Annotated in this window: 11 protein-coding genes, 2 tRNA genes, 1 other RNA gene and 1 pseudogene; 6 read left to right on the top strand and 9 right to left on the bottom strand. The window is 68.4% G+C overall.

Annotation, left to right across the window (positions count from 1 at the left end):
* Window positions 1-120: 120 nt before the first annotated feature.
* The 7 genes from ACZ6QQ_RS36385 to ffs form a co-directional block, all read right to left on the bottom strand.
* Window positions 121-1,800 carry an ABC transporter substrate-binding protein gene (locus ACZ6QQ_RS36385; protein WP_465882557.1) on the bottom strand — a complete coding sequence of 560 codons (1,680 nt, stop codon included), beginning with the start codon at window positions 1,798-1,800 and terminating at the stop codon, window positions 121-123.
* A gap of 402 nt (window positions 1,801-2,202) precedes the next feature.
* Window positions 2,203-2,796 (bottom strand): recombination mediator RecR, encoded by a 594-nt coding sequence (gene recR / locus ACZ6QQ_RS36380; protein WP_465882555.1) that lies wholly within the window; start codon window positions 2,794-2,796, stop codon window positions 2,203-2,205.
* A 10-nt stretch (window positions 2,797-2,806) separates the two neighbouring features.
* Window positions 2,807-3,115: a YbaB/EbfC family nucleoid-associated protein gene (locus ACZ6QQ_RS36375; protein WP_326563075.1), complete on the bottom strand. Its 309-nt coding sequence runs from the start codon at window positions 3,113-3,115 to the stop codon at window positions 2,807-2,809.
* A gap of 116 nt (window positions 3,116-3,231) precedes the next feature.
* Window positions 3,232-3,627 carry an RDD family protein gene (locus tag ACZ6QQ_RS36370; protein ID WP_465882554.1) on the bottom strand — a complete coding sequence of 132 codons (396 nt, stop codon included), beginning with the start codon at window positions 3,625-3,627 and terminating at the stop codon, window positions 3,232-3,234.
* Window positions 3,628-3,658: 31 nt separating this feature from the next.
* The gene (locus ACZ6QQ_RS36365; RefSeq protein ID WP_465882561.1) at window positions 3,659-4,003 is read right to left on the bottom strand and encodes a DUF2752 domain-containing protein; all 345 of its coding nucleotides are present in this window, start codon (window positions 4,001-4,003) and stop codon (window positions 3,659-3,661) included.
* A gap of 217 nt (window positions 4,004-4,220) precedes the next feature.
* A complete protein-coding gene (locus ACZ6QQ_RS36360) occupies window positions 4,221-6,839 on the bottom strand; it encodes a DNA polymerase III subunit gamma and tau (RefSeq protein WP_465882552.1) in 2,619 nt (872 codons plus the stop codon).
* Window positions 6,840-7,035: 196 nt separating this feature from the next.
* Window positions 7,036-7,127: signal recognition particle sRNA small type (ffs, locus tag ACZ6QQ_RS36355), an RNA gene on the bottom strand.
* Between the two features lie 85 nt (window positions 7,128-7,212).
* Between ffs and ACZ6QQ_RS36350 the strand changes: the two genes are divergently transcribed.
* Window positions 7,213-7,300 (top strand) — tRNA-Ser (locus ACZ6QQ_RS36350).
* A gap of 1,213 nt (window positions 7,301-8,513) precedes the next feature.
* Here ACZ6QQ_RS36350 and ACZ6QQ_RS36345 read toward each other — a convergent pair.
* Window positions 8,514-8,672: pseudogene (locus tag ACZ6QQ_RS36345) on the bottom strand (site-specific integrase); the annotation flags it as partial.
* A gap of 150 nt (window positions 8,673-8,822) precedes the next feature.
* Here ACZ6QQ_RS36345 and ACZ6QQ_RS36340 point away from each other — a divergent pair.
* The 3 genes from ACZ6QQ_RS36340 to ACZ6QQ_RS36330 all read left to right on the top strand — a co-directional run bounded on the left by ACZ6QQ_RS36340 (window position 8,823) and on the right by ACZ6QQ_RS36330 (window position 10,848).
* A complete protein-coding gene (locus ACZ6QQ_RS36340; protein ID WP_465882551.1) occupies window positions 8,823-9,272 on the top strand; it encodes a hypothetical protein in 450 nt (149 codons plus the stop codon).
* A 121-nt stretch (window positions 9,273-9,393) separates the two neighbouring features.
* The gene (locus ACZ6QQ_RS36335) at window positions 9,394-10,224 is read left to right on the top strand and encodes a hypothetical protein (RefSeq protein ID WP_465882550.1); all 831 of its coding nucleotides are present in this window, start codon (window positions 9,394-9,396) and stop codon (window positions 10,222-10,224) included.
* Window positions 10,225-10,311: 87 nt separating this feature from the next.
* Window positions 10,312-10,848 (top strand): hypothetical protein, encoded by a 537-nt coding sequence (locus ACZ6QQ_RS36330; protein ID WP_465882549.1) that lies wholly within the window; start codon window positions 10,312-10,314, stop codon window positions 10,846-10,848.
* 430 nt (window positions 10,849-11,278) lie between these two features.
* On the opposite strand, the gene ACZ6QQ_RS36325 is transcribed toward ACZ6QQ_RS36330, so the two are convergent.
* Window positions 11,279-11,368, bottom strand: a tRNA-Ser gene (locus ACZ6QQ_RS36325).
* A 76-nt stretch (window positions 11,369-11,444) separates the two neighbouring features.
* On the opposite strand from ACZ6QQ_RS36325, the gene deoD reads away from it, so the two are divergent.
* Window positions 11,445-12,152 carry a purine-nucleoside phosphorylase gene (gene deoD / locus ACZ6QQ_RS36320; protein WP_465882548.1) on the top strand — a complete coding sequence of 236 codons (708 nt, stop codon included), beginning with the start codon at window positions 11,445-11,447 and terminating at the stop codon, window positions 12,150-12,152.
* Window positions 12,153-12,461: 309 nt separating this feature from the next.
* Complete coding sequence (locus ACZ6QQ_RS36315) at window positions 12,462-13,382, top strand: hypothetical protein (RefSeq protein WP_465882546.1); 921 nt, start codon at window positions 12,462-12,464, stop codon at window positions 13,380-13,382.
* Window positions 13,383-13,392: the final 10 nt, after the last annotated feature.

Here is a 13,392-nt window from a genome sequence, read left to right as displayed (position 1 = left end):
CCCCCCCCCCCCCCCCCCCCCCCCCCCCCCCCCCCCCCCCCCCCCCCCCCCCCCCCCCCCCCCCCCCCCCCCCCCCCCCCCCCCCCCCCCCCCCCTCTGCGCGCGGTGGTAACCGCTTGGTCAGCTGGCCGACACGGAGACCGTGTTGAACTCCTCAGCCGTCAGCGGGCTGGCAACCAGACCCTTGACGTCCTTGGTGACGACGATCGCCGGCGGGGCGTGCCAGATCGGGATGGCCGGCAGCCACTTGCTGGCGATGTCCCGGTTGACCTGCTCCCACGCGGTCTTCTTGCCGGCCTCGTCGACGGTCGCGTCGGCGGCGGTGATGGCGGCGAACATGTCGGTCATCTTCTCGTCGCCGAACTCGGCCTTGCCCCGGCCGAAGAACGTGCCGACGAAGTTGCCCGGGTCGTTGTAGTCGCCGGTCCAGCCGAGGATGTGCAGGTCGTGCTTGCCGAACTGCTGCACGTCGTCCTTGAAGCCACCGTTCCACGGGCGAGGCACACCGTTGACCTTGATGCCGACGCCCTGGAGGTCGTTGGCGAGAACGGTGAAGATCTCCTGCGGGTTCGGCATGTACGGCCGGGAGACGTCCGGCGGGTAGTAGAAGTTGAGCGTCAGACCCTCGGCGCCAGCGTCCTTGAGCAGCTGCTTGGCCTTGTCGGGGTTGAACTCGTACTTCTGCGCGTCCGGCGCGTAGCCGAGCACGGTGTCCGGCATGAACTGGCTGGCCACACTGGACCCACCGGGCGCCTTGGTCTGGACCAGCTGCTCACGGTTGAGCGCGTAGGCGATCGCCTGACGCACCCGCAGGTCCGCGAGCTTCGGGTTGTTCTTCTGGTTGATGCCCAGGTAGAGGATGTTGAAGGCCGGGCGGTTGAGGACCTGGAAGCCCTCGGTCTCCAGCGCCTTGCGGTCGGCCGGCGCCGGGAAGTCGATGCCCTGGACGGTGCCCGCGCGCAGCTCCTGCTTACGGGTGGTCTCGTCCTTGATGACCTTGATGATCACCTTGTCGACCTTGGCCTTGTCACCCCAGTAGTCCGCGTAGCGGTTCAGGGTGATCTCGTTCTTGGCCTTGTCCCAGCCGCCGAAGGTGAACGGGCCGGTGCCGACCGGGTTGGTGTTCGCGAAGGCGCTGTACTCGAACGAGTCGCCGCTCTGCGTCACCTTGTCGGCGTCGTACTTCTTCAGCGCTTCCGGGCTGGCGATGGAGAGCGAGGTGAGGGCGAACGCGCCGGGGAAGGCCCCCTTGTACGTGTTCAGCGAGACGACCGCGGTGCCGTCGTCCTTGGCCTCGCACTTGTCGTAGATCGACTTGCCGGCCGTCTCCGCCTCGTTGGTCGCGAAGCCACCGAAGACGTCCTGGTAGTAGAGCATCTGGCTCTGGGCGGCGGCGCCCTTCATGTTGTACCAGCGGTCGAAGTTGTAGCAGACCGCGGCAGCGTTGAAGGGGGTGCCGTCGTGGAACTTCACGCCCGTACGCAGCTTGAACGTCCAGATCTTGCCCGTCGCGTCGTGCTCCCAGCTCTCGGCCAGGCCACCGACCACGTCCGCGGTGCCCGGCTTGTGGGTCACCAGCGTCTCGAACATCTGCCGGACCGGCCGGAACGACTCACCGTCATCGTTGAAGATCGGGTCGAAGTTCTTGGGGTCACCGGCACCGGCGAAGACGAAGGTCCCGCCCGATGCGGTGCCCTCCCCGCCCTCTTCCCGGTCACTTGCCGCACATCCCGCCGCGCCGGCGGCCATCACGGCAACGGCCGCGACGGCGATCGCCGACCTGAGCCCTCTCGCCTGCATCTCTCACCTCTGTCATGCGCATGACCAACGCCGGGGTTTTGGCACGGTCCGTGTGCGGCAGGCTAATGGCCTCAGGACCTCGAACGGAACGGCTGCTTTGGAATCTCTACCAAGCCGACACCTAGAAGACGATCTATAACGGCAGACGGCGCACTTCAACCACCTGTGTCACATCGACGTCCAGACCGGACGTGCGCCCGTCATCGACGAGACCGAGTGGGAACCCGGCTGGTGGGCCGGATCGAGGCTGAGTGTCCGGTCAGCCGCCGCCCCGACCGGGGGCGGTGGTGCCGTTGGGGCTGCCGTGAAAGCGGCGCCGCCGACCGGCGAACGAGTCGGCCGGCCGGCGGGCAGGTGGATCGGGCGGGTCCGGGCAGGGTCGCGCCGGGTTCCGCCGGGCGGTCAGACCGTACGGCGCCCGGCGAAGGCGCGGCCGAGGGTGATCTCGTCGGCGTACTCCAGGTCGCCGCCGACCGGCAGACCACTGGCCAGCCGGGTCACCGAGATGCCCATCGGCTTCACCAGCAGCGCCAGGTAGGTGGCGGTGGCCTCGCCCTCGGTGTTCGGGTCGGTCGCCAGGATCAGTTCCTTCGTCTCGCCGTCGGCGAGGCGGGCCATCAGCTCGCGGATCCGCAGGCTGTCCGGGCCGATCCCCTCCAGCGGATTGATCGCCCCGCCGAGTACGTGGTACCGGCCCCGGAACTCCCCGGTGCGCTCGATCGCCACCACGTCCTTGGGCTCCTCGACCACGCAGAGCACCTCGGCACCGCGCCTCGGGTCCCGGCAGATCCGGCACTGCTCGGACTCCGCCACGTTGAAGCAACTGGTGCAGAAACGCACCAGCTCCTTGACCTTCCGGAGGGCCGTGGCCAACCGGGTGACGTCGGCCGGATCGGCCGACAGCACGTGGAACGCGATCCGCTGGGCGCTCTTCGGGCCCACGCCCGGCAGCCGCCCCAACTCGTCGATCAGATCCTGGATCGCACCCTCGTACATCTCGGGTGACTCAGAAACCGGGCAGGCCGAGGCCGCCCATGCCGCCGGTGACCGGGCCCATCTTCTCCTCGGTCAGTTTCCGGACCGCCTCGCTGGCGTTGTGTACGGCCGCCAGCACCAGGTCCTCCAGCGTCTCGACGTCCTCCGGGTCGACCGCCTTCGGGTCGATCTTGATGGCGGTGATCTCGCCTGCGCCGGTGATCGTGACGGTGACCAGGCCACCGCCGGCGGTGCCGGTCAGCTCCGCCTCGGCCAGTTCCGCCTGCGCCACCGCGAGCTGCTGCTGCATCTTCTGCGCCTGCTTCAACATCTGCTGCATATTGGGCTGTCCACCCGGACGCACGGCGACTCCTCGGTCGAACAAATAGCGGTCGTACCCAGCCTAGTGCGGCCGGTCGCGGACGGTTGGACCCGCCCGCGACCGGCCGTGGTGTTTCAGCCCTTCACGACCACCGTCTTCAAGATCTTGTCGGCGAGGGTCTGCCGCTTGGCGTCCCAGATCGGGAAGAGGTAGCCGATGTAGCAGATGATGCCGTCGATGATGTGCGCGATATCGCGCAGGAACGCCTTACCGGCGCCGATCGGCTGCCCGGTGGCCTCGGCCACCAGCGAGATGCCGAGGGCCTTCTTGCCCCAGCTCCGGCCGGTCTTGCCGGTCTGGAACCACCGGTTGTACCCCCACAGCGCGAGGGCGAGCAGCTCGAACACGTAGTAGAGCGGGCCCGGATCGGTCACCGGTCCGCCGAGCACCGCGGCGAGCACCGAGAGCGGCAGAATGATCAGGACGTCGATGAGGTACGCGCCCACGCGCGTGCCCCAGTTGGCGAACATCAAGGGGTACTCCTAGGGAAAGAAGGGGTGCTCAGCCGACGCCGAGGACGCCGAGCCGAATCATCTGGAAAACCCAGCTCGCCAGGGCGAGCAGGGCCACCCCCCGACCCATCCGTCGGCGGGCCCGAGCCGACCAGGCGACCGGTGCGGGAAGCACACCGACCGCCCGGAGCCCGAGCACCGGACCCACGGCCACCGCCAGCGCGGCGAGGCCGAAGATCACCGGATTCGCCCGGAACGCGGCGACGAAGTCACCGTGCACCAGCGCGACCGCGGCCGTGGTGAGACCACAACCGGGACAGGGCACACCGGTCAGCCAACGTAACGGACACGGCGCGGCCAACCCGGTGGTGCCGGTCAGCCACGGCCAGACCATCGCCACCGGGGCTACCGACAGACCGAAAAGGCCGAGTCGCTCCGGTACCGACAGTTCTCGCCGCACTGGTCCTGACCATTCGAGAGGGGGCGGCTGATCTTAAGAGATCCGCGCCGGCTCCGCTAACCCCATTTTCGGTCAGGTCGATTATGGACGGTCGGCATATTGATCGCGGTCGCCTCCCGGCAACCGAACGGACGACTCTCCGACCCGGCGGCTACTTCGTGTTGTCGATGTCGCCGATCCGTTCGGCACCGAGCTGTTGGCGCAGCAACTCCATCGCCTGCTGCTCGCTGGTCTGCCGGGCGGTCCGCTCGTCGACCACCTCGTCACCCGGCTCGTCACCCGGATCGAAACCCTCGTAACCGCCGCCGGCCGTCCGAGCCGGGCCGTCGTAGTCCGGGTCGTAGGGTGGATCACCGGCCCAGTCCCGGTCCGCCGTACGTACCGTCGCCTGGGGCTTGGGGCCACGACCGGCCGCCGCCGCGCGGGCGGCCGCGAGACCGGCGCTCGGCTGCGCGGTCCCGACCGGACCACCGGGTACGGAACCGCCTGCGGGCGCCGCCGGAGCACTCTCCACCCGAGCCACCGGTACGGAATCCGGCCGGGCACCCGTCGACGGGGCCGGAACCGCGTTCGCCCCACCGGGACGGGCCGCCTCCGGCCAGTCACTCCCTCCGGCGGTCGGCGGCGCGACGGCCGCCCCACCCGGACGGGCCGCCTCCGGCCAGTCGGTGTCGCCCGCCCCGTTCACCACAACGGCCGCACCGGCTCCTGCCGAAGCAGCACCGGTACGCCCGGCCGCCGCGCTCTCCCTGGCCGACGCGCTTTCTCTCGCCGACGCGCTCTCCCTGGCCGGCGCGCTTTCTGTCGCCGGCGCGGTCTTCCGGACCGGCGCACCAGCGGCGCCGCCGGTTGTCGTGTCCCATGGCGGCGCGTCCGCCGCAGTGTTCTCGCGGACCGCCGCGCCATCCCCCGGTGCCCCGGCCGCCGGCCGAGCACCCGCCGCAGCCGCCTCCCGAGGCGCCGCCACCTCCCGCGCCGGTACGTCACGCGGCGCGGCATCCCTGGCCGGAGCCGGAGCAGCCGGAGCAGCAGCGGCACCCGGAGCAGCAGCGGTCGGCGCAGCCGGGGCCGGGCGCGGGCCGGCCGAGGCGCCCGCCGACCGCTGGTCACCGGCGACCTCGCAGCGGATCTGCCAGCGCTGGCCGAACTCCTGGTAGATCGCCTCGGTGACCACCTCGACGTTGCTGACGAGCATCTGGGCGAGCACCGGCGACTTGACCGTCAGCACCAGGGTGTTGCCGTCGAGGTCCCGGACCACGGCGTCACGTACCAGGGCGGCGATGCGCTTGTGGGTGCGATTGATCATGCCGACGACGTCGGCCCACTGCCGGCGTACGGTCGCGGCGTCCAACACACCGGGCGTGCCCGAACCGGGGACCACCGGATCGGGAGTGACCGGGTCCGGCATCACCGCCGACGGCGACACCGCCCGCCGGGGCGGAGCGGTCGACACCGACTCGGATCCGGTGGGCGCCGGATCGGACCCGGTCGACGCGTACGCGGTGGGTTCCGGTGCCCGACCGGCCGGGGCGGCGGGCGCCGGGCGTACCGGGGCAGGATCGGCGACCGGGGCGGGACCGGCGGCAGCCGACGGACCGGGATCGCCGACGTGCGTGAGCCGGCGTTCCATCCGCTCCAACCGCTGCAACAGCCCGCCGGTCGAATCCTCGGCACCGGGCAGCAGCATCCGGGCACAGACCAGCTCCAGCAGCAGCCGGGGCGCGGTGGTGCCGCGCATCTCGACCAGGCCGTTGTGCACGATGTCGGCGCACCGGGACAGCGTCGCCGGGCCGAGCTTCTGCGCCTGCGCGGTCATCCGCTCGATCTGGTCGGACGGGCCGTCGATCAGGCCCTTCGCCGCCGCATCCGGCACCTGTTGCAGGACGATCAGGTCACGGAGCCGTTCCAGCAGGTCGGTGGCGAACCGGCGGGGGTCGTGCCCCGCCTCCGCCACCCGGTCGACGGTCCCGTACGCGGCGGCGCCGTCACCGGCGGCCAGCGCGTCGCACATCTCGTCGATCAACGCGGCGTCGGTCACCCCGAGCAGGGCGACCGCACGGGCGTAACTGACCCCCTCCGGCCCGGCACCCGCGATCAACTGGTCCAGGACCGAGAGCGAGTCCCGGGCACTGCCGCCACCGGCCCGGACCACCAGCGGGAAGACCGCCGGCTCGACCTGGACGCCCTCGGCCTCGGTCAACTGCTCCAGGTACGGCCGCAGCACGCCCGGCGGGATCAACCGGAACGGATAATGATGGGTACGCGACTTGATCGTGCCGAGGACCTTCTCCGGCTCGGTCGTCGCGAAGATGAACTTGACGAACTCCGGCGGCTCCTCGACCAGCTTCAGCAGGGCGTTGAAGCCGGCCGACGAGACCATGTGCGCCTCGTCGATCACGTAGATCTTGAACCGGCTGTTGGCCGGCGCGAAGAAGGCCCGCTCCCGCAGCTCACGGGCGTCGTCGACACCACCGTGGCTGGCCGCGTCGATCTCGATCACGTCGATCGACCCGGCACCGTCCCCGGAGAGCGACCGGCACGAGTCGCAGACGCCACAGGGCTCCGGGGTCGGCCCCTGCTCGCAGTTGAGCGAGCGGGCCAGGATCCGGGCACTGGAGGTCTTGCCGCAGCCACGTGGCCCGGAGAAGAGGTACGCGTGGTTCAACCTACCCGTACGCAGTGCCTGCGACAGCGGCTCGGTGACGTGTTCCTGCCCGATCACCTCGGCGAAGGTGCGCGGCCGGTACTTGCGGTAGAGCGCGAGTGCCACTCGTCCCGCCTCCTCTCGACCGAGCCATTCTCCGCTGCACCACCCCGTACGGCCACCTCGCCCCGCCACGGACGGACAGGTTGGGCGATTGTTGGCGTTCCGGGGTGTTCACGAGGCCCGCTGGTGTTGGGGTCCGGCACGTCATCGGGTGCGGCTGGAGCAGCCCTACCAGGGCCGGAACACCGGGACCGGGACGTAAAGGCCCCCCGTGCACCCGCCAGAGCCCGCTTATCCTTGCTGCCTTCCGGCCCTGGGGAGGTTCACAGGATGACGCCACACGGGGGGGTACGGCAGAGTGTACCCGCCCCGGGCGTCGATCTTCAGGGAAGGTACTGGGTTAGAAGATTCCGGCGGAACCTGTAGTCTGTCCGACGGAGGATTCGCCTAGAGGCCTAGGGCGCACGCTTGGAAAGCGTGTTGGGTTTACACCCTCACGAGTTCGAATCTCGTATCCTCCGCCAGCACCACCAGGCGGAACGCTCGGACCGGCCCCTCAGGGGACCGGTCCGATGTCGTTTGCGGAGCAAGCTCGGTCTCAGTCGTCGTCACTTGCCTCGTCTCAGTGGCACGGGCGATCACTTTTGTCCGGATTTGCGCTTAATTTCCGGCTCATGCAAATCACGACGGGCAGGTCGCCCCCAAGGCCCCCTCAGGACTTCGCCACACCAAGAATCCGTAAACCCTTGTCATTGACAATCGCTCTCCTTGTCAATGACAAGGGTTTTTACGTAGTCACACGAGCACCTAGGCTACCAAAACGCACATCCAGTCCGTCGACAAACACTTGGGAGCCACAGAATAAAAACGGTGCCCGAGACCACTCCTCGGGCACCGCCATGCCCCTTACCCTCTACCGCGCAAGGAGCTTCTATGAAGATAGCCGAACCTCAGCACCTTAAGGAAGCACTCGCAGGGCCTGATCAGGCTCGGCTTCTACGCCCCATCACAGTCCGAGGCTTCGTCATCATCGCAGCGACGGTCGGGCTGTCGACCGTCGTGTTCTACCGAAGCGGCGGCGATGTCCTGCTATGCGTCGGCCTAACACCAATCTTTTACGGCTTCCTCAGCTACTGGCTAGCCACCTAACGGCTTTAATGTCGTCCACCATCAGACGAAGCATCGGAATTCGGAGAGTCGCATGCATAGTTGGGTTCTGAAGATCGAGTACAGCAGAACGCCCTCAATCGCCGCAACCCTAAAAGCCTGGCCCGATGGATTTGACGTTCACTTGCTCACAGGGAGAAGATCAACCGGGGATACCTTCTACGTAGTTCGCACTCTAGAGGGCGCCACCATCCCTGCGATTCTGACAACGGCAGCAGAGTATGTTGAGAGGGCACAAGAGGCAATGGGCGCCGTCGCCCCTATTTCAGTTCGAGTGCATCCGATTGGCGTGCCCGAACAACTAACCGCCGTGATGACTCTCTCCGAGATAGGGAAGCTCCTAGGGATCTCGCGGCAGCGCGCTCAGCAGCTATCACGCGGACCAAACTTTCCGGCACCCGTAGCGAGAACTAAAAACGGTCCCATCTACAGCGCAGTGGAGATGGGAGTTTTCAAGAAGACGAGAGGGGGCCAGGTAGGAAGGATTGAAGAAAAGCCCAGGCCGTGAAGTCGCGTGATGCCATTTAACGGAACCGGGCCGATCCTTGAAAAAGGACCGGCCCGTTCCTCTTACTCGCCAGGCGAATCTCCCCACAAGAGCCTACCTAGCCGCTGCGCAATGTCCTGTCGAACTTGATCGGTCATATGTTGGTACCGCACAGACATAGCGGAGTTGGACCAGCCCATGATGCCCATCACAGCGCGACCGGACACACCAAGGATCGGAAGGCTTTCGCCTCGGTCGCACATGATCTTTCTTCCCCGCCTGACCACGCGGTTCAAGGTTCACCCAAGGTCTCGGCAAGCTCACCCTGCGACGCTCTGACCCTCGGCACCAACGGGGGGCCGAAGCAGGCGGAGCAGAGGAGTACGGACGACATGACACGAACCCTTGCCAGACGGGTACTGCTGCCGTTGACGGCCGCGCTGATCGGGATCCTCGCCACCACGAACCCTGCGGCGGCCGCCGGCAACGACGACTGGACGGCCTACGTCCACTATTCCACGGGTGGCGGTGCGGTCGACTTCGTCGACTACGGGCCCGGCGCGCCGGGCGGCGGCAACAACGACGACTACCTCGTGATCCGCGACACCGCCGCGGACGGTCACGGGGTGCAGGTCTGGGCGTGGCTGCACGGGAAGTACCTCGGTACCAGGTACAACGGTGGCGGCCAGTTCAGTTCGGTGATCTACGACCCGTACACGATCTTCCCGAACAACGTCGCGGCAGGCGAGGTCATCGGGCTCAAGGTCTGCCTGGTCGACGGGGCCGACAACCCGATCCAGTCGAGCTGCCAGAGCTCCGAGCAGCGCAGCATCGACGGCTGACCACGCCGTGGGTCGGACGTGATCGACGCGAGGGCCTACCCGGATGGGTGGGCCCTCGCCTCACCACGCATCGTCGCCCGGCTATCGACGGATCGGGTCGAATGGCGGAAGAATCCGGCCGGTGGGTTGGCAGAATTTCATCGCGGAGATGACCGGACACCTGGCCTGGCCGACCGCCGTGGTGGCGGCACTCATGATCTTCCGCCGGCCGCTGCAGGCACGGGTGAGCCAGCTACGGTCGGTCTCGGCCGGCAGTTTCGGGGCCGAGTTCGGCGAGGCCGACCGCCAGGTCGGCGAGGCGGTGGCAGCCGAGGCCGCCCGCTCCAGCGAGGCCGCCCGAGCCAGTGACACGGCCCGGACCAGCGACCCGGCCCGGACCCGAGTCCGGCCGGGGCCGGGCGACCCGTGGGCCACGTTCGACCCGCCACCGGAGGTACTTCCCGAACCGACGGGCTCACCGGTCGGCGCACCGGCGGGTCCGCCGACCGGCGGAACGCCCCGACCCCGGACGGCGCCGGGTCACGGCACGGGAGGCAACGGGTCGAGCGCCGGCTCCTCCGCCCAGCTCGACCGTGGCTTCCGGGACATCGCACTGCGAGCCGAGCAGAACCCGGCGTACGCGGTGGACGCCGCCTGGTCAGCACTGGAGGACGCGATGTCCGGGGCGCTGGACGACGTACGGACCGGCGAGTTCGTGGACCGGGCCGAAGCGGCCGTACGGCGGCAGGGCGGCGCGCTGGCCCAACTGCTGCTCGACCACGGGGTGATCTCCCCGGTTACGTACCAGGCGATCACCAGCCTGGGGCGGCTGCGCAACCACGTCACGCACGGAACCATGTCGCCGCAGCCCGGAGCGGCGGTCGGCTACGTACGCTCCGTCAACGACATCGCACGGGCCGTGCGGACCGGGGTTGCGACGGTCCAACAGGACCAGCACTGGGGCGTAACCTGATCGGTCGTACACATGTTCTATCCACAGGATGTGGATAGAGGCAGCAACCTTCTGCCGTCCGCTCCGTTGTGCTCCCGGAGGGGATATATGAAAGCCCGCAAAACGGTACTGATCGGCTGTTTGCTGGCGGCGCTCATCGCGACCACCAGCGGCAGCACCCCAACCGCGCCCGACAACCGGGTCGCGGAGACATTCGGGCCCGACGTGGTCCACCTGTCCGGGGTACGCAACATCGCCTTCGGCGACACCGAGGGAGAACTGGCCGCCCGGGGCGTACTGCAACTCGAAGCCGAACCCGCCGAGTGCACCGCCCAGATCAGCGGCCTCGACACGGTCGGCCCGGTCTTCGACCGGGAACGGCTCGTGCTGATGTGGGTGAGCCCGCCCATGCACACCCCGGAGGGCGTCACCGTCGGCACCTCGGTCAACACCGTGCACGCCCGGTACCCGGCGGCCACCGCGCTGACCGCTCCACAGGGGACGTACCGGTTCGACGGCCTGCTCGCCCGAGAGGGCGACCGCGCCTTCCTGTTCCTGCACGACGGCCGGGTCGTACGCAAAACCGTCGCCGGGTACGCCGCCTACGCCCAGAAACTCTTCGACGAGGGCTTCGGCCTCTGCTGAGGGCAAGTCACCCGGCCAGCCGCCGACATGAACCGACCCAGGCATGGGCTGTCCGATGGACACCGGGAACAGCGCCGAACCACGACGAATGAAAAGACGGCTCGGTCTTCATCCAGACGGCACCCGCGGCACCTGCCCGGCCGATCAGCCTTTCATGATCACGGAGAGTTTGGCCGGTCATAGCGAGCCAAACTCTCCGCGATCATGGAGCGCCTACCGGACGTTCCGCGAGCTACTGTCTGGGCCGGGTCTCCACTACGGCGAAGACGGCCGACCGAAATTACGAGCAGGGCGCCAGAGCTGTGGCCTGCCTGGCGAGTTGGTGGCCCCACTCATTCGGCAGTGACTGAGGCGCCTGAGACCAGTGATCCCGCAACGGCGAAACGCCCGGTTCGTCCTTGCGGACGTGCCGGGCGTTCTGCCTGCTTGTTGGCGGTGGCGGCGGGATTTGAACCCGCGGAGGGCGTAAACCCTCACACGCTTTCGAGGCGTGCTCCTTAGGCCACTCGGACACGCCACCGCCGAGAAGGGTACCGGACGCCCGGCGGGCCCGTCACGGCGGTATGGCTCAGCCGGACCTGGCAGGATCATCTGCCATGAGTACGCACATCGGCGCGAAGCCGGGCGACATCGCCGAGCGGGTCCTGATGCCGGGCGACCCCCTGCGGGCCAAGTGGATCGCGGAGACCTACCTGGAGGATGCCAAGTGCTACTCCTCGGTCCGGGGCATGTACGGCTACACCGGCACGTGGTCCGGGGTCGAGGTGTCCGTCCAGGGCTCCGGCATGGGCATGCCGTCCGCCTCGATCTACGCCCACGAACTGATCAACGACTACGGCGTACGGACGCTGATCCGGGTCGGGTCCTGCGGGGCGCTCAGCGAGGACCTGCAACTGCGTGACGTGCTGGCGGCGAGCGGGTCCTCGACCGACTCGAACATGAACCGGGTACGTTTCGACGGGCTGGTCGACTACGCCCCGGTCGCCGACTTCGGGCTGCTGCGTACGGCGGTGGACGTGGCCGAGCGGCGCGGCATCAGCATGCGGGTCGGACCGGTGCTGGCGGCGGACGCCTTCTACACCGACCGTCCGGACCTCTACGACACCCTCGCCCAGTACGGCGTGCTCGCCGTCGAGATGGAGTCTGCGGCGCTCTACACGATCGCGGCCCGCTTCAAGGCCCGTGCCCTGACCGTGCTGACCGTCAGCGACCACATCAAGACCGGCGAGAAGACCACCTCGCAGGAGCGCGAGCAGACCTTCGGCCAGATGGTCGAGATCGCCCTCGACACCGCCATCGCCTAACCCTCCCTCCCCTCCCTCCCCTCCCTCCCCTCCGCCCGCGATCTAGGGCAAATACGTGCTAGTGAATCTCTAATCACCACCATTTGCCCTAGATCGCGGGTGGGTGAGTGAGGGCGGGCAGGGGAGGGTGGGCGGGTGAGGGCGGGCGGGGTGAGGGCGGGCGGGGTGAGGGCGGGCGGGGTGAGGGGCGGTGGGTGGGCATAGCAGGTTTGGTGGGGTGGTGGGGGTTGTCCACATGGGGCGGGGTTATCCACAGGCTGAGGTTTGAGGGCTCGCGGGTGAGTGGGGGGCAGAGCACTCTGCCGGGCCATGGATCTCTACGCCGAGGCGATGCGTCTGCCCTTGGAACTCTTCCGCCACTCCAACCCGCACCCTCTCACCTATCGCGAGCTGCGACGCCAGGGGCTGAGCAGGGAAGCTGTTCGGTGGCGGACATCCCGGCGGCGCCTGCTTCGCCCTCATCACGGTGTCTACCTCGGGCTCTCGGATCTACCCGGCCTTCTTCTCGACCGAGCGCGGGCCGCTCTGCGCGCGGCGCCACCGCTCGCCGTGCTCGGCGCGCACACCGCCGCCCAGCTCTACGGATTCGGTGTGGCCCGAGCCAGCACCATTCACCTCCTGCTTCCGGCCGGAACGCCGTTTCCGCAGCGCCCCGGCATCACCGCACATCAGGTGGTGCTGCCGATCGGTCCGCCGATCGAACTCTTCGGGCTTCCCTGCGCCCCACCCACGCGTTGCGCCGTCGACCTCGCCCGACTGCTGCCGCGACGAGACGCCCTGCCGGTGTTGGACGCCGCGCTTTTCGCTGGCGCCTGCGACCCGGAACAACTGTCGCTGGAGGTGCTCCGGCACCGCGGCCTGCGGGGCGTACGCCAGGCCCGGGAACTGATCCCGCTGGCCGACCCGCGTCCGGAGTGTCGACAGGAGAGCCAGCTCCGCCTGGTCCTGCACGACGGCAAACTCGATGGCTTCGTCCCCCAGCTTCCCGTACTCGACGACTTCGGGCACGTACGACATCGAGTCGATCTTGGCGATCCCGACCACCTGATAGCGGTTGAGTACGACGGCTCCAGCCACCTCGACCCACGCCGGCTCCGCGCCGATCGCACCCGCCACAACTGGCTCTCCCAACGCGGCTGGGCCATTCGCTACTTCACCTCCACCGACCTCTACCACTCCCCCCAAAAAATCCTCGCCACCATCACCGCCGCCCGCCAATCCACTCGTTGATCTAGGGCGA

The organism is Micromonospora sp. NPDC049529 (assembly GCF_055586685.1).
Note: the sequence above shows the minus strand (reverse complement) of the source record. Positions and strands in the feature narration are given on the sequence as shown.

Excerpts from the sequence above, each read along its gene's own strand:
- ACZ6QQ_RS36385 (WP_465882557.1), bottom strand. The coding sequence starts at position 1,800 with ATGCAGGCGAGAGGGCTCAGGTCGGCGATCGCCGTCGCGGCCGTTGCC.
- recR (WP_465882555.1), bottom strand. The coding sequence starts at position 2,796 with ATGTACGAGGGTGCGATCCAGGATCTGATCGACGAGTTGGGGCGGCTG.
- ACZ6QQ_RS36375 (WP_326563075.1), bottom strand. The coding sequence starts at position 3,115 with ATGCAGCAGATGTTGAAGCAGGCGCAGAAGATGCAGCAGCAGCTCGCG.
- ACZ6QQ_RS36370 (WP_465882554.1), bottom strand. The coding sequence starts at position 3,627 with ATGTTCGCCAACTGGGGCACGCGCGTGGGCGCGTACCTCATCGACGTC.
- ACZ6QQ_RS36365 (WP_465882561.1), bottom strand. The coding sequence starts at position 4,003 with ATGGTCTGGCCGTGGCTGACCGGCACCACCGGGTTGGCCGCGCCGTGT.
- ACZ6QQ_RS36340 (WP_465882551.1), top strand. The coding sequence starts at position 8,823 with ATGACACGAACCCTTGCCAGACGGGTACTGCTGCCGTTGACGGCCGCG.
- ACZ6QQ_RS36330 (WP_465882549.1), top strand. The coding sequence starts at position 10,312 with ATGAAAGCCCGCAAAACGGTACTGATCGGCTGTTTGCTGGCGGCGCTC.
- deoD (WP_465882548.1), top strand. The coding sequence starts at position 11,445 with ATGAGTACGCACATCGGCGCGAAGCCGGGCGACATCGCCGAGCGGGTC.
- ACZ6QQ_RS36315 (WP_465882546.1), top strand. The coding sequence starts at position 12,462 with ATGGATCTCTACGCCGAGGCGATGCGTCTGCCCTTGGAACTCTTCCGC.